General features: G+C 73.5%; 21 protein-coding genes. 10 read left to right on the top strand and 11 right to left on the bottom strand.

Translation table 11 applies throughout. The annotated features are described in order from the left end of the window. Positions 1 to 11 precede the first annotated feature (11 nt). Both ACQEVJ_RS12035 and ppgK read right to left on the bottom strand, forming a co-directional pair. On the bottom strand, positions 12 to 530 hold the full coding sequence (locus ACQEVJ_RS12035; protein WP_433100189.1) for a winged helix-turn-helix domain-containing protein: 519 nt from the start codon (positions 528 to 530) through the stop codon (positions 12 to 14). 180 nt (positions 531 to 710) lie between these two features. Then, positions 711 to 1448 (bottom strand): polyphosphate--glucose phosphotransferase, encoded by a 738-nt coding sequence (gene ppgK / locus ACQEVJ_RS12030; protein WP_433100187.1) that lies wholly within the window; start codon positions 1446 to 1448, stop codon positions 711 to 713. Positions 1449 to 1622: 174 nt separating this feature from the next. On the opposite strand from ppgK, the gene ACQEVJ_RS12025 reads away from it, so the two are divergent. Continuing rightward, positions 1623 to 1892, top strand: coding sequence for a hypothetical protein (locus ACQEVJ_RS12025; protein ID WP_433100185.1), 270 nt, complete (start codon positions 1623 to 1625; stop codon positions 1890 to 1892). An 85-nt stretch (positions 1893 to 1977) separates the two neighbouring features. Here the strand turns inward: ACQEVJ_RS12025 and ACQEVJ_RS12020 are convergent, their stop codons facing one another. Beyond that, positions 1978 to 2904 carry an NmrA/HSCARG family protein gene (locus tag ACQEVJ_RS12020; RefSeq protein WP_433100183.1) on the bottom strand — a complete coding sequence of 309 codons (927 nt, stop codon included), beginning with the start codon at positions 2902 to 2904 and terminating at the stop codon, positions 1978 to 1980. A 104-nt stretch (positions 2905 to 3008) separates the two neighbouring features. Here ACQEVJ_RS12020 and ACQEVJ_RS12015 point away from each other — a divergent pair, with 104 nt between their 5' ends. Then, entirely contained in the window at positions 3009 to 3578 is a 570-nt protein-coding gene (locus ACQEVJ_RS12015) for a TetR/AcrR family transcriptional regulator (protein WP_433100181.1), read from the top strand. Positions 3579 to 3618: 40 nt separating this feature from the next. Then, entirely contained in the window at positions 3619 to 4161 is a 543-nt protein-coding gene (locus ACQEVJ_RS12010) for a hypothetical protein (RefSeq protein ID WP_433100179.1), read from the top strand. A gap of 46 nt (positions 4162 to 4207) precedes the next feature. On the opposite strand, the gene ACQEVJ_RS12005 is transcribed toward ACQEVJ_RS12010, so the two are convergent. Next, entirely contained in the window at positions 4208 to 4606 is a 399-nt protein-coding gene (locus ACQEVJ_RS12005) for a cupin domain-containing protein (protein ID WP_433100177.1), read from the bottom strand. 31 nt (positions 4607 to 4637) lie between these two features. Next, positions 4638 to 5321: a class I SAM-dependent methyltransferase gene (locus tag ACQEVJ_RS12000; RefSeq protein WP_433100175.1), complete on the bottom strand. Its 684-nt coding sequence runs from the start codon at positions 5319 to 5321 to the stop codon at positions 4638 to 4640. A 110-nt stretch (positions 5322 to 5431) separates the two neighbouring features. On the opposite strand from ACQEVJ_RS12000, the gene ACQEVJ_RS11995 reads away from it, so the two are divergent. Continuing rightward, positions 5432 to 5869 carry an Hsp20/alpha crystallin family protein gene (locus ACQEVJ_RS11995; protein WP_433100173.1) on the top strand — a complete coding sequence of 146 codons (438 nt, stop codon included), beginning with the start codon at positions 5432 to 5434 and terminating at the stop codon, positions 5867 to 5869. A gap of 94 nt (positions 5870 to 5963) precedes the next feature. Here ACQEVJ_RS11995 and ACQEVJ_RS11990 read toward each other — a convergent pair whose 3' ends face one another. Then, on the bottom strand, positions 5964 to 6824 hold the full coding sequence (locus tag ACQEVJ_RS11990) for a universal stress protein (protein ID WP_433100171.1): 861 nt from the start codon (positions 6822 to 6824) through the stop codon (positions 5964 to 5966). Between the two features lie 189 nt (positions 6825 to 7013). Between ACQEVJ_RS11990 and ACQEVJ_RS11985 the strand changes: the two genes are divergently transcribed. Continuing rightward, a complete protein-coding gene (locus ACQEVJ_RS11985) occupies positions 7014 to 7283 on the top strand; it encodes a DUF1876 domain-containing protein (RefSeq protein WP_433100169.1) in 270 nt (89 codons plus the stop codon). Positions 7284 to 7362: 79 nt separating this feature from the next. On the opposite strand, the gene ACQEVJ_RS11980 is transcribed toward ACQEVJ_RS11985, so the two are convergent. The 3 genes from ACQEVJ_RS11980 to ACQEVJ_RS11970 all read right to left on the bottom strand — a co-directional run bounded on the left by ACQEVJ_RS11980 (position 7363) and on the right by ACQEVJ_RS11970 (position 10641). After that, the gene (locus tag ACQEVJ_RS11980) at positions 7363 to 9537 is read right to left on the bottom strand and encodes a S8 family serine peptidase (RefSeq protein ID WP_433100167.1); all 2175 of its coding nucleotides are present in this window, start codon (positions 9535 to 9537) and stop codon (positions 7363 to 7365) included. A gap of 152 nt (positions 9538 to 9689) precedes the next feature. Then, positions 9690 to 9974, bottom strand: coding sequence for a hypothetical protein (locus tag ACQEVJ_RS11975; RefSeq protein WP_433100165.1), 285 nt, complete (start codon positions 9972 to 9974; stop codon positions 9690 to 9692). Positions 9975 to 9996: 22 nt separating this feature from the next. Continuing rightward, the gene (locus ACQEVJ_RS11970) at positions 9997 to 10641 is read right to left on the bottom strand and encodes a hypothetical protein (RefSeq protein WP_433100163.1); all 645 of its coding nucleotides are present in this window, start codon (positions 10639 to 10641) and stop codon (positions 9997 to 9999) included. Between the two features lie 185 nt (positions 10642 to 10826). Between ACQEVJ_RS11970 and ACQEVJ_RS11965 the strand changes: the two genes are divergently transcribed. From ACQEVJ_RS11965 to ACQEVJ_RS11955, 3 genes are read left to right on the top strand one after another with little or no spacing between them, the layout of a single operon-like run. Further along, a complete protein-coding gene (locus tag ACQEVJ_RS11965; RefSeq protein WP_433100161.1) occupies positions 10827 to 11429 on the top strand; it encodes an ArsR/SmtB family transcription factor in 603 nt (200 codons plus the stop codon). A gap of 2 nt (positions 11430 to 11431) precedes the next feature. Continuing rightward, positions 11432 to 12187 (top strand): SRPBCC family protein, encoded by a 756-nt coding sequence (locus ACQEVJ_RS11960; RefSeq protein WP_433100159.1) that lies wholly within the window; start codon positions 11432 to 11434, stop codon positions 12185 to 12187. A 48-nt stretch (positions 12188 to 12235) separates the two neighbouring features. Next, positions 12236 to 12691, top strand: coding sequence for an SRPBCC family protein (locus tag ACQEVJ_RS11955; RefSeq protein ID WP_433100157.1), 456 nt, complete (start codon positions 12236 to 12238; stop codon positions 12689 to 12691). A gap of 107 nt (positions 12692 to 12798) precedes the next feature. Here the strand turns inward: ACQEVJ_RS11955 and ACQEVJ_RS11950 are convergent, their stop codons facing one another. Beyond that, on the bottom strand, positions 12799 to 13542 hold the full coding sequence (locus ACQEVJ_RS11950) for a DUF429 domain-containing protein (protein WP_433100155.1): 744 nt from the start codon (positions 13540 to 13542) through the stop codon (positions 12799 to 12801). A gap of 10 nt (positions 13543 to 13552) precedes the next feature. After that, the gene (locus ACQEVJ_RS11945; protein WP_433100153.1) at positions 13553 to 14929 is read right to left on the bottom strand and encodes an FAD-binding oxidoreductase; all 1377 of its coding nucleotides are present in this window, start codon (positions 14927 to 14929) and stop codon (positions 13553 to 13555) included. Positions 14930 to 15087: 158 nt separating this feature from the next. Here ACQEVJ_RS11945 and ACQEVJ_RS11940 point away from each other — a divergent pair, with 158 nt between their 5' ends. Beyond that, positions 15088 to 15744, top strand: a complete 657-nt coding sequence (locus tag ACQEVJ_RS11940) for a GNAT family N-acetyltransferase (protein ID WP_433100151.1) — start codon at positions 15088 to 15090, stop codon at positions 15742 to 15744. Next, positions 15744 to 19343 (top strand): ATP-binding protein, encoded by a 3600-nt coding sequence (locus tag ACQEVJ_RS11935; RefSeq protein WP_433100149.1) that lies wholly within the window; start codon positions 15744 to 15746, stop codon positions 19341 to 19343. Before ACQEVJ_RS11940 ends, ACQEVJ_RS11935 begins: the two co-directional genes overlap by 1 nt. The last annotated feature ends 107 nt before the right edge of the window (positions 19344 to 19450 follow it).

Here is a 19450-nt window from a genome sequence, read left to right as displayed (position 1 = left end):
TCAGGGCGGTGTCAGCGGCGGCGCTGCGGCTGGTACTTGTACCCCACGTTGCGGACGGTCACGATCCGGCCGGCGTGCCGGCCCAGCTTGCGGCGCAGCCGCAGGACGTGCACGTCGACCGTACGTCCGCCCTCGTCGTCGTACCGGTCCCAGACGGCCGCCATGAGCTGGCGGCGGTTGTAGACCCGGCCGGGGGCCGAGGTGAGATAGTCGAGCAGCTCGAACTCCCGGAAGGTCAGCTCGATCTCCTCGCCTCCGGCCCGGGCCACCCGCGCGGCCCGGTCCAGGACCAGCTCCTCCTCCTCGCCCGGAGCGTCCCGCCGCGGCGAGGCCGTACGCTCCCGCGCGATCGGCGGCTCCGGCGCTTCCGCCGCGGTCCCGGCGGGCACCAGGTAGCCGACGATCATCAGCACGGCGCCGGTCTCCGGCACCGGCAGCACGCCGAGCACGGACCCCTGCCCGAGGTCGGGGGGCTCATGGCCCTGCTCGCGCCTGCGCTCCACAAAGTCGATGACGTTCTGGTGGGACATGCCCCTCTCCTTGCCTCGTGGCGTACCGGACGGTGGTGACCGCGGTCGTCAACAGGCGGCGGCGCAGACGCGCAGCAGGTCGATGTGCCGGCGCTGGGTCAACCTCCCCGAGGAACTCATGGGATCATCATGGCAGCGATATTACCCGCTGTCCAGGTAGGAATAAGGGAGATCTATCGCTCAGGGCATGCGCGCGGCCACCGCGGCCGCCATCGCCGCGCCGATGATCCCGGCCTCGTTCCGCAGCACGGCGGGCACCACCGGGGTATCCCCGAGCTCGACGTACGGCAGGAACTTGCCGGCCTTCTTGCTCACGCCCCCGCCGACGACGATCAGCGTGGGCGACAGCAGGTCGCGCATGTGCCCGAGGTACTCCTCCACGCGCCCGGCCCACTTTTCCCAGCTCAGGTCCTCCTCCTCGCGCACCCGGTCGGAGGCGCGGTGCTCGGCCTCCTTGCCGCGGATCTCGATGTGGCCGAACTCGGTGTTGGGCACCAGCGTGCCGTCCACGAAGAGCGCGCTGCCGATGCCGGTGCCGAAGGTCAGCATGAGCACGACCCCGTGCCGGTCCCGGCCCGCGCCGAAGGTCATCTCGGCGACGCCGGCCGCGTCCGCGTCGTTGAGCACGACGGTCTGCTCACCGAACAGGTCGGCGCCCTTCACTCCGATCCACGACTTGTCCACGTTGGCCGCCGTCCTGATGACCCCGTCGAGGACCACTCCGGGGAAGGTGACGCCCATCGGACCGGTCCAGGAGAAGTGCGCCGCGATCTCGCGTACGGCCTGGGCGACGACCCCCGGCGCGGCGGGCCGCGGCGTCGGGATGCGCAGGCGCTCCCGGGTGAGCACGCCGGCGGCCGTGTCCACCGTGGCGCCCTTGATCCCCGAGCCGCCGATGTCGATGCCCAGAACTTCCATGACTTTCCTCCTGGTCCGGCTGGACGGCTGCCCAGCCGCCCTCGCCTCATGCGCGGTCGCGAGTATCGCACGGCGTCGTGGGTCCGGCCGGGTTACGGGAGGACAGGCCGGGTACGCCCGAAATCGGGGCAAATCACCACAAGGGGGACACGTATGATCAGCACACTCCACAGAATGGGTCTGCGCTCCAGCATCCTGTACGGCGCCGCTTTCGGGTCGATCGGCATGTCGATCGCCTCGTGGATCATCTCGAACAAGTACGAGGCGGCCGGCATCGAGCGGGCCGACAGGTGGGCGTTGTTCGTCGGCGAGTGGGCGCCGACCTTCTTCGGGATGGGGATCGCCCTGCGCATGGAGGAGATCGCCGAGGAGAAGGGGCGGGAGACCCCCGAGTGGCAGGAGCAGAGCAGCGACATCCGCCGTCCCACCCGCGCCGGCGTGTAGCGGGGCCGGGCAAGGGCTTCCACGAGCGGCCCGGAGGGACCGGACGGCCTCTCCGGGCCGCTCCGCGACCGCACCCCAGGGAGTGTCAGGCCGCGGCCCGGAGGTGTTCGTGCGCCCATTCCTCGAAGGTCGTGAGCGGGATGCCGAGGGCCCGCGCGTACTCGGGACGGGCGGGCTGACCGACCGTGTCGATGAACTCGTGTGAAGTGACGCCGGCTCCCGGCATCCCCGCGGCGACCGCCTCCTCCATGGTCATGTCGGGCGCGGTCAGCTCGGTGCCCAGAGCCCGGGAGAGGACCCCCGCGATTTCCCTCAGCGTCAGGTAGTCACTGGCCAGTTCCAGCTCGACCCCGTGGAACCGCTCCGGCGCGGCGACGGCCGCGGCGGCCGCCGCGCCGATGTCGTCGACCGCGACGAGGGAGAGCCGGGTGCCGGGCTTCAGCACGGTCACGATGCCCCCCTCGACGCCACGGGGCAACAGGTACGCCAGGGACGGAAGGAAGTTGTCCATGAAGAAGCCCGGCTTGATGATCGTCCAGTGCGTGAAGCCCGCCTCACGCACCCGGTCCTGGATGCCGGCCTTGGCGGCGTAGTAGGGCTCCAGCGACGCCCAGCGGCCTTCGGCCCAGCCGGGGACCTCGGTGTGCTGACCCGCACCGGAGACGGACGTGTGCACGAACTGCGGCACGCCCGCGGCCAGCGCGCCTTCGATCAGGTTGACGGCCTGGGTCAGCTCGCCTTCGAAGTCGAGGGCGTCTCCCTTCAGCTGGGGCATCTGCACCGAGAAGACGGCCCGGGCCCCTCGCGCGGCCCTGATCACCGAGTCGCGGTCGTCGAGGTCGCCGGCGACCAGTTCGGCGCCGAGCGCTTCGACCGCCCTCGCCCGGTCGGTCGCGGGGTCGCGGACCAGTGCCCGGACGGGAACGCCGTTCGCGAGCAGGGCGCGGGTCGTGGCGCCGCCCTGCCGTCCGGTGGCGCCGGTGACCAGGACGGGTGCGGGATCGGTGGGCATGAGGCCCCTCCTGTGGTGTGTGTCGACAAAACGGCGGACCCCGCCGTTTATGCTTCGGTAAGATACGGCGGACCCCGCCATTTAGCAACCGATGAGGTGACACCATGCCCGTCCAGCGTGCGGACGCCCGGCGCAACTACGCGCGCCTGCTCGCCGTGGCCAAGGAGGCGATCGCCGTGGAGGGGCCCGACGCGTCCCTGGAGCAGATCGCCCGCACCGCGGGAGTCGGATCCGCCACCGTGCGCCGGCACTTTCCCAATCGCCACGCGCTGCTGGAGGCGGTCTTCCGCGATCGGGTCGAGACCCTGTGCGCGCACGCCCGCGACCTGACCGGCAGGGCCGACACCCGGGCCGCGCTGCTGGAATGGCTGAGCGCCGTCCTCGCGGACGCGACGACCATCCGGGGGCTGGCCACCGCGCTGTCCCGCGACCGGGCGGCCGACCCCGGCGTGGCGCACGAGCACTGCTGCTCGGCGCAGCTCACCGAGGCGGGCGACCCACTGGTGCGCCACGCCGCGCACGACGGCGCGCTGGCACCGGACGTGACCATCGGCGACCTGCTCGCCCTGATCACCGGCATCGCCCTGGCCATGGAACACCACCCGGACCCCGCCGCCGACGCGCAGCGGCTGCTCGGCCTGGCCATGGCGGGAGTCGGCCCCCGTCAGGGGTGACGGGATTCGGCACGCCGGCGCTCCGTTAGGCTCGGCGCGCGTGACCCCCGATCCCACCGCCGTAGCGCGCTGGCTGCGCACGCGGCCCGCCCGCGCGGCCGGCACCCGCGTCCTGGCCGTCGAGGGACGCTCCGGTGCGGGCAAGACGACGCTGGCCGCCGCCGTGGCCGCGGCGCTCACCGCGCAGGTCGTCCGCATGGACGACCTGTACGACGGCTGGGACGGCCTGCAGGCCGGGGTGGACGCCCTGCTCGAGTGGGTGCTGCGCCCCCTGGGCCGCGGAGGCCGGGCACGCTGGCGGCGCTACGACTGGACCCGGGGCCGGTACGCCGAATGGCACGAGGTCCCCGCGGCGGACACCGTCGTGATCGAGGGCGTGGGCTGCGGCGCCCGCGAGGCGGGGCCGTACCTCAGCGGGCTGGTGTGGCTGGAGGCCGCTGAGGAGGTCCGCAGGGCGCGGGCGCTCGCCCGCGACGGCGAGGTGTACGCGCCCCACTGGCGGCGCTGGGCCGAGCAGGAGGAGCGCTACTACGCCCGCCACGACGTGCGCTCCCGGGCCGGCCTCGTCATCGTCACCGGCTGAGCCGCGCAGAAAACGGACCCGCACGCCGAAGCCGTCCGGCCGCTGGTCAGCCCAGGCCTGCGCGATACTCCTCGTCGGTAACCGGCCCGTGCCAGTGGGTCGTGCCGCTCGCCGTGACGGCGATGTGCACCAGCGTGTCGTCGGCGACGGCGCCGTGCCAGTGCTTCTCACCCGGCTGCACGTGGACCCAGTCGCCCGGCCCGATCAGCGTGCCCTCGGTCTCGCCCCAGCGCGTCACCACCCCGCGCCCCGACAGCACGTACAGCGCCTGCTCCCCGTCGTGGGTGTGCCAGCCCGAGCGGGCCTGCGGGTCGTAGGAGAAGCGCTGGGCGCGCAGGCCGTCCGGCTCCACCTCCTCCAGCGCCTTCGCCTCCCACACGCCGTCGGTGAACCTGTCCGGTCCCGGCCGGGTGGCCTTGATCTCGCCTTCGCGTACGAACCTCATCGCGCGCTCCCTTCGCCGTGGGCCGGCCGCGTCAGGCCGGCACCGCCCGCACCCATCTACGATCGCCGCCGAGGAAGCCCTCCATCGTGAGCCCGGCCTCGCGCAGCAGCTCCCCGAACCGGTCGTCGGTGCGGCACCTGCTGACGAACGTGTGGGTCCATCGCCGGTCTCCCATGACATACTCCATCGTCGCGGAGAGCAGATCCGGCTCGGGCCGGGTCACGTCCGTCATCCGGATCACCCGTTCGTCGCCGCGCGTCTCCGACGGCCCCACCGTGTCGTACCACTCGGGCGGCTGGCGCTGGAAGATCACGCACCCGTCCGGGGCGACGTGGCGGCGGCAGGTCCGCAGGAACGCCCGGCACAGGTCGTCGTCGGCGGTGTCGATCACGTACGACATCAGCAGGACCACGTCGAACGTCCTGGGCAGGGACAGGTCCTGGATGCGGGACAGGACCGTCTCAGCTCCGTGGATGTGCGCGAGCATCTCGGGCGACTCGTCCACGGCGACCACCTCGTGGCCGAGCGCGAGGAGGGCGTGGGTGATCCGGCCCACCCCCGCGCCGAGTTCGAGTATCGCCGCACCCTCCGGTATCGCGGCGTGGACGATCTCGGGTTCACCGTTGGGAGTGAGCGTCGCGTAGTAGTCGACCGCGCACCCGTCCGGAGTGATCGGGCCGGGGCCGGTGCCGTGATAGAGCCGTTCTGGCAGCATGATCACCATCCTGCATCACGGGGCCCCGTAGCGGCCCAGTCGTGGCGATTTGTCCGATTTCTGCCGGGTATTTCTTCCATGATGAGTTCTGCCGGACGGAGGTGACAGGCATGAGCGTTCCGATGCGACGGGAGTCCAGAGGTCTCGTTCCCGACCTGTTCGACCTGCTGGAGGCGCCGATGGCCGCACTCCGGCCGATGGCCGGGCAGCAGATGCGGCTTGAGGATTACGTCAAGGACGGCCGCTACGTGCTGCGCGCCGAACTGCCCGGAATCGACCCGGACAAGGACGTGGAGATCAGCGTGTCGAACGGCGTGCTGACCATCCACGCCGAACGGCGCCACGAGGAGCGGCAGGCGCACCGCACCGAGTTCCGCTACGGAGCCTTCACCCGGTCGATCGTGCTGCCGCCGAACGCGGACGAGAACGACGTGAAGGCCACCTATGACAAGGGAATCCTCGAGGTGAGCGTGCGGCTCGCCGAGGAGCGGGAGGAGCGCAGGCGAATCCCGATCGAGAAGCCGGGGGCCGAACAGCAGCAGCGCTGAAGCGGCCCACGCCGGGCCCGTCCGCACCGCGCGGGCGGGCCCGGGTCACGTTGACCACTTGCTCGGCATCCGTCCCTCATCCCGCAGCGACGCATCAGGGTGCCGACGGGGACCGTACGACGGCGACCGGGCACTCGGCGTGGTGCAGCGCTCCCCGGCTGACCGAGCCGAGCATCGCCGAGCCCAGCGCGCCCCGGCCGTGGGAGCCGACCACGAGCAGGCCGGCCCCGCGTGACGCCTGGACGAGCGCGTCGACCGGATGCCCGTAGACGATCTCCTCGCGCACCGGCACCTCGGGATACCGCCTCCGCGGGTCCGCCAGCTTCTCCCAGGTCACGCGCTGACAGGCCTCGCGCACCTCCTCCACGTCGTAGGTGATCTCGGGCGCGAGCGGATGGGCGGGCAACTGCCAGGCGTGCACGGCCCGCAGCGTGTCGCCGTGCGCCCTCGCCTGCTCGAAGGCGTACGCCAGGGCGGGCTCGCATTCGGGCGAGTCGTCCACGCCCACCGCGATCTCCCCCCTCTCACCGCTCCAGCCCGGCCGTACGACGATGACCGGGCAGGGGGCGTGACCGGCGACGTGGGTGCTGACCGACCCGACGACGATGCCGGCGAAGCCGCCGAGTCCCCTGCTGCCGAGCACGATCTCGACGGCCTCCTTGGCCTTGTCCCGCAGGACGCGGGAGGGGATGCCCTCGATGATCTCCGTACTGATCTTCACGTCCGGCCGCCGCTCGCGGGCCACCGCCTCCGCGGCGGACAGCGCGCGCTCGGCGTGCGCGGTGAGCGGGTCGCCGCCAGAGGTGGGGAACTTCGGGATGCCGTACGCCCAGTGGTCCACGACGGAGACGAAGCGCAGCGGGTAACCGCGGCGGGCGGCGTCGTCCGCGGCCCACCGCACGGCGGCCGTCGCGGCGGGCGAGCCGTCGGTGCCGACGATGATCGGGCCGGACATGGACGCTCCTTCCTGGGCTGCGTCGTCTCACCCGGGCCTTCCCGTGCCTTCTCACCGGGCCTTTTCACCGGGCTTCCTCCATGTGACCACCGCCGGTCGCGGCCCTCCAGGGCCGTAGGTCCTCAGCCCGGGGCCGGTGCCGGGGCCGCGCGGCCGGGAGGGATGCTGGAGTCCTGGAGGTGGTCCGACATGGAATCGAAGCGCTGGACCGTCGAGATCTTCGTGAACGAGGACGACAACGACGACGTCACCACCGCGACCGCCGTGCTGTACACGCCCGCGGGACGACGCCACGAGAGCGTCGGCCGAGCCCGCCGCAACCCGGCCGACCGGCCCGTGCCCGACATCGGCGACGAACTGGCGGCCGGACGGGCCCTCGCCGACCTGGGGGCGAAGCTCATCGGGGATGGCGCGGATGACGTGGCACAGCTCGCCGGTCCCGCCTACGAGTCGTACTGAGTACTGAATGCTGAGACCGTAGACGGAGCCGGCATCCGGGGGCTCCGCGACGAGCCCCCGGAGCCCGCGCTCCGCGTCCTCATTCCACCGGGTCGGCCGGGTCCTCGCCGAGGAGCCCCGCGGCCCGCATCTCCTCCGTCAGCCATGCCATGGCCGCCTGCTCGCCTCTGGCCGCGCCCGTCCCCGCCGGCGTGCCGTTCGCCGTACGAGGACCTGCCGGGACGTCGCCGGCCGCACCGCCGGGCGCCCGGCCCCCGCCGGGACCGGTGGCGTACGGCCGGGCGGCGGCCGCTCCCCCTCGCTTGCCCCGGGTCCCCCCGCCGCCGGGTGCCCCGCCCTGTTCGGCCGGCGGGACGCCGCCACCGGTCGCCGTGGCGCGCCCGCGTGGGGCTCTGGTGACGAGACCGCCGGGCACCGGCCCGTTGGGCGTCGTGCCCGCGCCGTACGCCGCCTGCGTGGCCATGCCAGGCTGCGCCCCCGTGCCCGTCTGCCCGGAGTCGCCGCCCGGCCCCCAGGCCGCCGGCACGAGCAGTCCCGCGCCGGTCATCTCGGCGGTGAGCTGCCCGAGCAGCGTGTCCGCCTCGACCGGCTCGGGCGTGATCTGCGCGAGGGCCGGTGCGAGAGCGCGCAGCGCGTTCGGCATCCCCGCGCCGGTGCGGTGGAGATCGCCGAGGTTCAGCGGGACGCAACTCGACTTGATGACGTGGAAGAGGTGATCGACCCGCCGCGCGTCCCGCCCGCTGTAGGGGCCCCGGAAGTCGCCGTGGTGGGCGAGCACCAGGGCGGCGAGGCCGGCGACGTGCGGCGTGGCCATGGAGGTGCCGTCCAGTGCGGCGTACCCGTCCGGGGGCACCGCCGACAGCACGGCCACGCCCGGGGCGCACACGTCGATCTCGGGGCCGTGGCAGGTGAAGCGCGGCGAGAAGTAGCCGTCGCCGGTCATCGGCCCGCGGATCTCGGCCTCGTGGGCGGTGCCGGGCGGGAACGCGCCGGCCTTGCCGACGGCCGCGACGGTCAGGACGCCGGGCAGGATGCCCGGGAAGCCGACCGCTCCCCCGTCGTTGCCGGCGGCCACCACGCACGCCACCCCCGCCTCGCGCGCCTGCTCGATCTTCGCGGCGACGAGCGGGGAGTGGTGTCTGCTCGCGAGGCTCAGGTTGACGACGTCGATCCGCTGCTCGACGCAGTAGTCGAGCGCCTCGATGAGGTCGCTGAACCGCCCGCCCGGGAAGATCTTGCAGGCGTGCACCTCGGCCTCGACGGCGAACCCGACGACGCCGCCGCCGTCGTCGGCCCCGGAGACGACGGCCGCGCAGTGGGAGCCGTGGTAGGCGGCGTCGACGGACCAGCCGTCCGGCTCGCCGCCGACGAGATCGACGCCCGCGCGGACGCGGTCACGCAGGTCGGGGTGCCGTACGTCGGCCCCGGAGTCGATGATGGCGATCCTGACCCCTGCGCCGCGCAGCGTGGGAGGCAGGCGGTCGAGGTTCATCGCCTGCTGGCCCCAGCCGAAGACCTGCCTGCCGGGGAAACCGTTGAAGGTCTCCGACAGGCGTATCGGCTCGATCAGGTTGTCCCGGCTCGTGGACAGGGCCGGGCGGTCGATGTGGACGCTCCAGTAGCCGGAGCGCGGCCGGACCGTCACCCCGCTGATCGACTCCGGGGTCTCCCCCACCATCGTGACCACCGCGCGGCCGTCGACCCCGGTGGACGTCTGGGCGGGCCAGCCATGCCCGGTCACCAGGACGCTCGCGCCGGGCAGCGGCGTGCCGTCCGCGTCCCTGACCAGGAAGGCGAACGTGCTCTCCACGCCCGGCGGCACCACCGCCGGGGCGGGCCGCCGCCTGCGCGGCGGCTGGGGCACGTCGCTGTAGGTGAGCAGCCGGTCGCGCTCGAAGTAGAGCTGCGGATACTGCCGCCGCAACGCCTCCACGTGCTCGGCGGTCATCTCCGCCACGACCACAGCGGGGAACCCGGGTGCCTGAGCCCCCGGGTTCCCCGCCGTCCCCCGCAGGCGGCGCAGCACGCGCACCTCGGGGTCGTCCTCCAGCAGCCTGCGCACCGTGTCCCCGTCGAGAGCCGGCGCGGCTGCCCCCGGCGCCGCCGGATGCGGCTGGGGCAGCGCAGCCACCATGTAGCGCCGTGGCCGGGGCTCCACCGGCTGCGGCGCCTGGCGGGACGCCTGCCGCCCCCGCGGGGACGCCGGGCGCGGCTCCTCGCTTCCGTCCTTGGGCTTGTCGTTATTGGTCACCACGTCTCGACTCTCCCCAGCTCAGGCTGGTGTGGCCGGCCGCGCCCCGTACGGCGCGGCGGGCAGTTCAGGCTCTGTCATCACATTTCGCCGGTCTCGGGACGGCGGGGGCCCGGACCGGCCGCCGACCGGTCCGGGCCACCACGGTGATCACGTCACAACAGTGGAACCGTGGGCCGTCCGGGGGCGACGGCGCCGAGCGCGAACTGGATCTGCGCCAGGCACGCGTCGTACCGCCCAGCCCGGTACAGCTGTACCGCCTGCACCAGCAGCGGGATGATCCCCGCGACCTGGGGCGCCTGCGGGAGTGACGCCTCTAGCCAGCCGTACAGCCGCTGGAGCGTCACGGCGCAGTGCGCCTGCAGCGGCGCGACCGGCGCCGGATGCCCCGCCGAGACTCCCACGGCCGGGGGCGTCACCGGACCCATCCCGGGACCCATCGACTCCACGGTGTTCCTCCGATCAGATTGCGGCACCGGCCGGCACCGGGACCTGCTGCGCGACCTGCTGGTGCAGCTGGCCGTACGCCTGGCCATACGCCTGGCCATACGGCTGGCCATACGGCTGGCCGTACGCCTGGCCGTAGCCCTGGCCGTACGCCTGGCCGTAGCCCTGCGCGGTCAGCGGGACCTGCTGCCCGTACACCCCGTGGATGGACGGGGAGCCGAACTGCATGGCCTGCTGGGCAGGGTGCTGCGCGTACGCCTGGGTGGCGTACGGCTGGCCGTAAACCTGCGGGATCTGCTGGGCCTGGGCCTGGATGGCCTGCAGGGCCTGCAGAACCTGCGGCGGAAGCAGCTGCTGCTGGACCTGCTGCTGAAGCTGCTGCTGGACCTGGTGCTGGTAGAGCACACCCTCCAGCATCTGGCGGGCCGCGTGAGCGCCGTAACGCACGCTGTACCGCGCGACCTTGGTCCAGAAGGTCACCGGGCTCACCAGGTGCTCCTGCGGGAGGATCTGCTCCTCCTGCTGGATCATCGCGAGCGGCGACAGCTGGTGCTGGGCCGCCGCGAGATGCTGACCGAGCTGCAGGGGCGAGATCTGGTGCTGAGCGCCGTACCCCAGCGTGGTCGCCATAGACGTGGGGTTCATAGCTGTGAACGTCATATTCACTCCTTCGGAGCCAGTAGGTCCGGCCCATCGCCGATGTGATTACATCGCGTTACAGATCGGTCGCACAACGTTATAGGCGTAATGAGTGGATAAGGCCGACTTGGCACTCGAGCTTCGACGCCAACCGACATCTCTCTTTGCCTTGACAAATTTGTTTGTCGGCTGCCATGCTCGAGGGCATGAAAGACGTGGCGGTGATCGAGGATCCGGCGGCGGCGGAGGCCTCCCTGGATCCGATGCGGGCGCGGTTGCTCGCCGAGCTGACGGAGCCCAACTCGGCGACCATGCTGGCGGCCAAGGTCGGGCTGCCGAGGCAGAAGGTGAACTACCACCTCAAGACCCTGGAGCGGCACGGCCTCGTGGAGCTGGTCGAGGAGCGCCGCAAGGGCAACGTCAACGAGCGGGTCATGCGGGCGACGGCGGCGTCGTTCGTGATCTCCCCCGCCGCGCTGGCGTCGGTCGCGCCCGATCCGTCACGCGCACCCGACCGGCTGTCGGCGCGATGGCTGCTGGCGCTCGCCGCGCAGCTCGTGCGCGACGTGGGCACACTGATAGTCGGGGCGTCCCAGGCACGCAAGAAGCTCGCGACGTTCGCCGTCGACGGCCGGGTGCGCTTCGCCTCGGCCGCCGACCGGGCCGCGTTCGCCGAGGAGTTGTCGGCCGCCGTGGCCACGCTCGTGAGCAAGTACCACGACGATTCGGCCGAAGGCGGGCGCGAGCACCGGCTGGTCGTCGCCGTCCATCCCGCCGTCCCCCGGACGGCCGACACAGAGGAGCGCTGAACGTGCCCCACGAGTTCGAGCTGCACAAGGAAGTCCAGCTGGACGCGACCCCCGAGCAGGTCTGGGAGGCGATCGCCACCGGCCCGGGGGTGGACTCCTGGTTCATGGGACGCACGGAGATCGAGCCCGTCGAAGACGGCCGCGGCCGGTTCACCATGTTCGGCAACAGCGAGGGCTCCACCGTGACCGCGTACGAGCCCGGCAAGCGGTTCGCGTACCGCGGCGACGAGAACCCCGACGGCACGTTCATGGCGTTCGAGTACCTCATCGAGGGACGCGACCACGGCAGCACGGTCCTGCGCCTGGTCCAGCACGGCTTCCTCGGCGACGACTGGGAGACCGAGTTCGAGGCGATGGGCGTCGGCTGGGACATGTACCTGCACAAGCTCGCCCAGTACCTCACCTACTTCCGGGGGCGCCCGGCCACCGTCGTGTCCGCCGTACGCCCCCAGGCGGCCGAGAACGAGCCGGCCTGGGCGGCGATCAAGGACGCGCTGGGCCTGGCGGGCACGGTCCGCGTCGGCGACCCCGTACGGCTCGCGGTGGACGGGCTGGCGCCGGAGGACGGGGTGGTCGACTACACCGGCTTCCCGACCTTCCTCGGCCTGCGGACCGCCGACGGGCTCTACCGGTTCATCCACTCCGGTCCCGAGCGGGGGAACGTGGTCGTCCTCGGGCACCACGTCTTCGCCGAGGACGCCGACCAGGAGCACGTCGAGGCCGCCTGGCGGTCATGGCTCTCCCGGCTCTTCCCCTGACCATCCGTCCGAAGGTCACGCACGTCCGAACTCCTGACCACGAAGGGCATGACGATGACGAACACCCCCGACCTTGAATACACCGTCACCCGCGTCCTGGACGCTCCCCGCGAGACCGTCTTCAAGGCGTGGACCGAGCCGGAGCGCTTCAGCCAGTGGTTCGGCCCGCGCGGCTTCACCACCCCCGTCTCGCTGATCACCATGGACCTGCGGCCCGGAGGCGAGTGGAGCGCGTGCCTCGTGTCGCCGGAGGGCGCGAAGGCCCCCCTCGGCGGCGTCTACCGGGAGATCGCGGGGCCCGAGCGGCTGGTGTTCACCACCGGTGTCCCGGACAACCAGGAGGGCGCCGTGGCCTCGGTCGCGACCGTCACGCTCACCGACCTCGGGGACCGCACGGAGATGAATTTCACGCAGGAGGGCTACAACACCGACGCGGCGCACGCCGAGGCCGCGAAGGCGGGCTGGGTCCAGTTCTTCGACCGGCTCGCCGAGCATCTCGCCTGACATCTCCTCCACGGCCGTACGCCGCATCCCCCGGGGAACGCGGCGTACGGCCTTTGCCATGCCGGGCCCCCGGATGGCACAGCCGTCAGGCCCGGATGGCACAGCCGTCAGGCCCAGATGGCACAGGGGATGCCGTCGGAGAAGACCTCGGGAGGATCGGGGAGGGGCCGGGCCTGTCCGGACGCCACCCGCAGGGCCGTCCAGGCGGCGGCGCCCGCGTCGAGCACGTCGTCCACCCCCGCCGCCGCCCCGGCCCGGCCGAGGTCGCCCGCGAGCACGACGCCCGCCGCCGCCAGCAGTTCACGCCGCCGCTCGGCGCCCGCCCACGTCGTCTTCGGGTGCGGCAGGGGCGCCCCGGCAAGCCGGGCGAAGCTCAGCTCGGGGTGGATCTCCACGACCCGCCTGCCCGCCTCCCGCACCCAGCGCTCGACCTCCAGGAGCTTCTCCTTGAGCCCGAACGCCTGGCGAGAAACGCCCTCACCGGTCAGGCTTCGGTTGACGGCCACGGCCGAGGCGTAGTCGTCCGCCTCCAGCGCGGCGCGCACCGGGGTCATGAACACCGACCGCCACCGGGGGCCGAGTTCCGCGCGCGCCAGCACGTCGGCCCGGCGGCGGCCCCGGCCCGGCGGTCCGCCGGGGTGACCGCCGGGGTGGCCGTCGGGCAATCCGATCGGCATGTCCACGGCCACGACGGCGACCTCGCCGTCCGCGTCCGCCAGGGCGACCAGGTCCGCGACGCGAGGCGCGAAGTAGGCGCGCGCCACGCCCCCGTGCCGGGGGCCGGCGGGCGGGACCACCCCGATCCAGCCCGCCCTGCACCCGTCGACGCCGAGCACACGAGCATCGTTCATGAAGCCATGCTCAGCCCTGGCGAGGGACCACGTGGCCGAAGCGGAACAGGTTCGACGGGTCGTAGACCTCGCGCAGCTTCACCAGCCGTCGCAGCGTCTCCTCCGGCCAGGCCCGGGAGATCTGCTCGGGAGCCAGGGCGCCGCCCTGGAAGTTGATCAGCGCGCCGCCGGTCGACCAGGGCGCGGCGGCCTCGATCACGGCCCGTACGGCGGCGGGGACGGCCGTGTCCATCAGCTCGGGCACCGGCGCGCCGATGGCCAGCAGCGTGAAGGCGCCGTCGCGCCCGCCCACGGCGTTCGGCTCCTTGGGCTGACGGGCGAGCGCGCCGCCGAGCTGGCGCAGCTCGACCACGGCCAGCGGAACCTGCGCGGCCGGGCCGGCGACCGCGAGCAGCGCCTCCACGGTCTCCGCCGTCAGCTCACGAAGCAGCGCGCCCCGTTCCGCGACCGGCATGGGGTGGGTCGGGTCCTGGTGGATGGAGTCGATCGCCGCGTACGGCAGGGGCCCGACGGCGTCGAGCACCGGCTCGGCGACGGCCCGCATGGGGGCCAGCAGCGCCTCGGCCTCCTGCCCGTCCCCCACGTGGGCGACCCGCAGGTGGACGACGAACCTGCCGCTGAGCTGCGGCGGCAGCTCGGGCAGCGGGGGCAGGCGCAGCAGCGCGACCGAGGTGGTGGTGGTCTCCGGCAGCGTGCCGGTCCAGGTCCGGTAGGCGTGCAGGACCCGCCCGGCGTCCTCGGCGGCGTAGAACAGGCCGCCGCCGTACAGGCCGGTGAGCGGCAGCAGGTCCACGGTGATCGAGGTGACGACGCCGAACCCGGCCTTGCCGCCGCGCAGCGCCCAGAACAGGTCGGGCTCGCGGGCCGCGTCGGCGGTGCGGACCACGCCGTCCCCGGTGACGACGGTGAGCTCCCGCACGTGGTCGGCCGCGAACCCGAAGGTCCGCGCGATCGGGCCGATGCCGCCGCCGAGCGTGAAGCCGACCACGCCGACGCCGGTCGCCGACCCGCACAGCGGGGCCAGGCCGTACGGCGCCGCGGCGGCGACGACCTCGCCCCACGTGCAGCCGGCCGCGATCGTGGCGGTGCGGGCGGAGGGGTCCACCACGACCTCCCGCATCGCGCGGGTGCTGATCAGGACCGCGCCGTCGGCCGCCTGCACGGCGCCGTGGCCGGTCGACTGCACGGCCACGGGCAGCCCGTGCGCGGCGGCGAGCCGTACGGCCGCGGCCACGTCGCCGGCGTCCCGCGCCGCGACGATCACGGCGGGCCGGTGGCGCACGGTGAGGTTGAACCCGGCGGCCTCCTCCTCGAACCCGTCCTGTCCCGGAACCAGAACCCGGCCGGCGACCTGTCCCCGCAGCGCGTCTTCGATGGTGCTGTGCATGTCCGTCCTTCGGATGTCGTTGTCTGTGACGGGGACAGTTGTCGCAGCCTGGTCTTGGTGTTCTCTTGCGCCTCCAGGACCGGGGTTTGGCTGGGCGTTTAAAAGGGCTCCTAGAGACGTACTAGGAGTGTCCAAGACGGCCCGCGCACGCTGGGGCGATGTCGTCGCCGTCGAAGAAGCGCCAGCCGCGGTACGCCGGGGAGCCGGGACCGGCCGATCCCCCGTGCGACCCGGCGGCGCACGTCACCCAACCGGACGCCCGGTTTCACGAGCAACCCGGCGGCCCCGCGCAGGACCCGCGGCCCTGCCCCACGCGGGACGCCGCGCCGCCCGGCACGCTGCTGCTGCGCGAGGTGCCGGCGCACACGGGCGCACCGGGAGCCGGGATCATCGGCCCGGCGCTGCAACACGCCCTGCGCGAGACGCCGGCCGCCCGGTGCCGTCTCTACGTGCTGACCGACCTCGCCCGGCCGGCCGCCGCCGCCCCGCTCGCCGCCGCGCTGCTGGAGACCGGGGCGCCCCGGCACGTCCCGCGGTGGGCCCTGCTGCACGCGCTCGCCGTGGCCGTGCCGCACCGCGGCCGGGGGCTGGGCCGCCGCCTGCTCGACGACCTGCTGATGGAGTTGCGCGCGGACGGCGTACGGGCCGTGTGGTTCCTCCCCGGGCCCGGGGACGACGGGCTGCGCGCCCTGCTGGAGAGCGCCGGTTTCAGGGACGAGACGAACCGCGGTTTCTCTCGTGAGAACGAGCGGACATACGGGTATGATGAGCCAGAAATCCGACCGTGGGCCGTCTGGCTCTTTCGGGAGTTGTGATGCGCACGAGCATCGACGGCGCGCGATTACCGGCGCCGCGCCCGGGCCTGGACGGCCGTCAGGGCCCCGCTCTGGACTTCCGCCTCCTCGGCACGCTGGAGGTCGCCGACGACACGGGGACGATCCTCGACCTCGGGCCCCGCAAGCAGCGGGCCGTGCTGGCGCTGCTGTTGCTGAACGCGCCCCACGTCGTGCCGCTCGACCAGCTCATCGACCGGCTGTGGCGGGACGAACCGCCCTCCAGCGCCACGGGAACGCTCCAGGCGTACATCTCGCACCTGCGCAGGACGCTCGAACCCCGGCGCAGCCCGCGCTCCCCCGCCCGGGTCCTGCGTACGCGGGAGCCGGGCTATCTGCTGGACATCGAGCCGGACCAGGTCGACGCCGAGCGGTTCGGCCGGGCGGCCGAGGCCGCGCACGCCGCCCTGACCGCGGGCCGCCCGGAGGAGGCCGAACGGATCCTGGGCCCGGCGCTGGCGCTGTGGCGGGGCGAGCCGCTGGCCGACCTGGCCGACGAGCCGTTCGCCCGGTCCACCGTCACCCGCCTGAGCGAGACCCGCCTGTCCGCGCTGACCGTACGCGCCGAGGCGTTGCTCGCGCTGGGACGGGCGGCCGAGGTGACGGTCGAGGTCGAGCGCCTGCTCGAACAGGACCCCTACCGCGAGGGCCTGTGGGCGCTGCTCATGCGGGCCCTCTATCAGGAGCGCAGGCAGGCCGAGGCGCTGGCCGCCTACCAGCGTTGCCGCACGCTGCTCGGCGACGAACTGGGCCTCGACCCGAGTCCAGAACTGCGGCGGCTGGAACAGGCCATCCTCGTCCAGGACGACTCCATGGCGAGGGTGTGGGCCCCCGTGGTCGCCGTACCGCTGGAGCCGGCCCCGGGTGAAGGCGCGTGGGAGGGCACGGGCCAAGGCGTGTGGGGCGGCCCAGCGGACGAAAACACCGGGGACGGGAACGCCGGTGAGGAGATCGCCGGGGACGCGGCCGCGCCGGGACTGGTGGGGCGTGAGCCGCACCTGCGCCGGATCGCCGAGCGGCTCGACGACCTGCGCCGGGGCGTAGGCGGGGTGTTCCTGGTGAGCGGGGAGTCCGGCATCGGCAAGACCCGCCTCGCCGAGGCCGCCGCGAGCATGGCCGCCGAACGCGGGGCCGCGGTGGCCTGGAGCAGGTGCGTCGAGGGCAGCGGCGCTCCCGCGTTCTGGCCCTGGATCCAGGCGCTCAACGCCCTGGGTGCGGATCGAGCTCTGGCAACGGACAGCGCGCTGGGAACCGGCGAGGCCGCGCAGACCGGGGAGGCGGGCGGCGACCTCGCCCAGCTCGCCCACCGCCTCTCGGACGGCGACCGTACGGACACGGCCGACCCCGACACCGCCCGGTTCCTGCTGCACGACAGCGTGGCACGGGCGCTGACCCGGCGGGCCTCCGCCGCCCCGGTCCTGGTCGTGGTGGAGGACCTGCACTGGGCCGACGCCGCCTCGCTGAAGCTGCTCACCTTCCTCGGCGCCGACCTGCACCGCGTCCCGCTGCTGGTGCTCGCCACCGTGCGGCCCGAGCCGGCGGTGGACAGGCAGGCGCTGACCGAGGCGCTCGGCGAGCTGACCCGCCAGCGCGGCACAGAACGGCTGGCCGTCACTCCGCTCGCTCCGGAGCAGATCGCCGACTACCTGCGCGAGGCGGGATGGGCCGGCCCCGGGCCGGAGCTCGCCTCCGCGCTGCACGACAGGACCGGCGGCAACCCGTTCTTCCTGGGCGAGCTGCTGCGCCTGCTGACCAGCACCCATCCCGACGGCCGGGTGGGTGTGGCGGACGTGCTCGCCCTGGCGGTGCCCGACGGCGTGCGCGACGTCATCAACCAGCGGGTGTCGCGGCTGCCGGAGGACTCCCAGACGCTGCTGCGGGCGGCCGCCGTGATCGGCAGGGACGTGGACGCCGACGTCCTGGAGACCGCGACCGGAGTCGGCGGCGCCCGGGTGATGATGCTGCTCGAACCGGCCGTCGCCATCGGGCTGCTGATCGAGGTGGACGGCGGCTGGGACTACCGCTTCTCGCACGCGCTGGTGCAGGAGGCGCTGTACTCCGGGCTCAGCCGAAGGCAGCGGGCCCAGCTCCACGGCCGGGTGGGCGAGGCCATCGAGACCCTGCGGTGGGGTGAGGCCGGGTCGCGGCTGCCCGCGCTGGCCCACCACTTCGGGCTGGCCGCCCGGGTCGGCTACGCGGACAAGGCCGTCTCGTACGCCGTGGAGGCGGCCGGGCAGGCGACGGCCCGGCTCGCCTACGACGAGGCCGTCCTCTACTGGGAGCAGGCCCTCGACGCCTGCGCCGCCGGGCCCGCGGCCACCCGCTGCGCCCTGCTGATCGGCCTCGGCAAGGCCCGGCGGGTGACCGGCGACGTGGAGGGGGCGCACGGCGCGCTGGACGAGGCCGTGACGCTCGCGACGGGCATCGGCGACGACGACGCCGTCATCGAGGCGGCCACCGTCTTCGGCGGCGTCGCGCTGTGGAACTGGCGCTCGTACGGCGTGGTGGACCAGCGCATGGTGACCGTGCTGGAGGACCAGCTCTCCCGGCTCGACCCGGACGCCGTGCGCACCCGCGCGGAGCTGCTCGGCACGCTCGGCGTCGAGCTGTACTACGGCGACCGGCGCGAGGAGGGGCGCCGCCACGCCCTGGAGGCGGTGGAGCTGGCCCGGCGCACCGGCGACCCCCTGCTGCTGGCCCGCACGCTGAACAACTTCGTCATCGCGGCCTGGACGCCCGAGCACGAGGAGGAGCGCTACCGGGCGGCCGAGGAGATGCTGGGCCTCCCCGGCCTGCCCCGGGCCACCGAGATCGTCGCCCGCCTGCACCGCATGCCCAAGTTCATGAAGGCGGGCCTGCTCGCCGAATACGACGCGGAGCTGGCCCGCTGCCTGCGGCTCACCGCCGAAGTGCGGATGCCGGAGATCGAGACGCAGGTCGCGTACGCCGCGGCCGGACGGGCGATGCTGGCGGGCGACTGGGCGGAGATGGACCGGCAGGCGGTCGTCGGCACCGGCAGCTTCCGCCGCACCAGTCTGTGGGGACCGGACGTCCTCAAACTGATCTACGCGTTCTTCGCCGACTGGTGCCAGGGACGGCCCAGCCCGCTGCCGGCGGAGCTGGTCGAGGCCGCGGCCGACGAGTCCAAGCTGATCGCGCGGCCCACGGCCGTCCTCGCCGTGCTGGGGGCGGGCGACCACGAGCTGGCCCATCGCCTGATCGACCGCTGGGGCGCCGTGCGGCAACGCGACTGGACGTGGCAGTTCGTCGCCTGGCAGTGGGCGCTGGTCGCCGCCGAACTCGGCCGGCCCGACCCGCACGAGCTGCTCGGCGAGCTGCGGCCGATCGCCGGCGAGCTCATAACCATGGGCACGGGCTGCCTGTCGTGGGGAACACTCCACGACGTGGTCGCCCGGCTCCTGCACCGGGTTGGCGACGTTCCGGCCGCCCTGGCACACGCGGAGGCCGCGCGGGACGCCCACCGGCGGCTCGGCCTGCCCCATCTCGTGAGCCGCAGCGAGGCCCTCCTGCGCGAGATCCGTGAGGGCGAGGCCGACCGCACCGGCGACGCGCCGGTCTGACGCCGGGCGCCTTCTCGGGGTTCCGGAGGCGGGGCAGGTGCGGGGCGTTCGCAACTGCCCCGCGCCTGCTCTTGTCGAGATGCTGCGGCGGGTTTTCCGAGGCATCG

Origin of the sequence: Microbispora sp. CA-102843, from assembly GCF_050936215.1 — a bacterium.
GTDB lineage: Bacteria > Actinomycetota > Actinomycetes > Streptosporangiales > Streptosporangiaceae > Microbispora.
The sequence above is the reverse complement of the archived record's forward strand: the minus strand, read 5'-3'. Positions and strand labels throughout refer to the sequence as shown.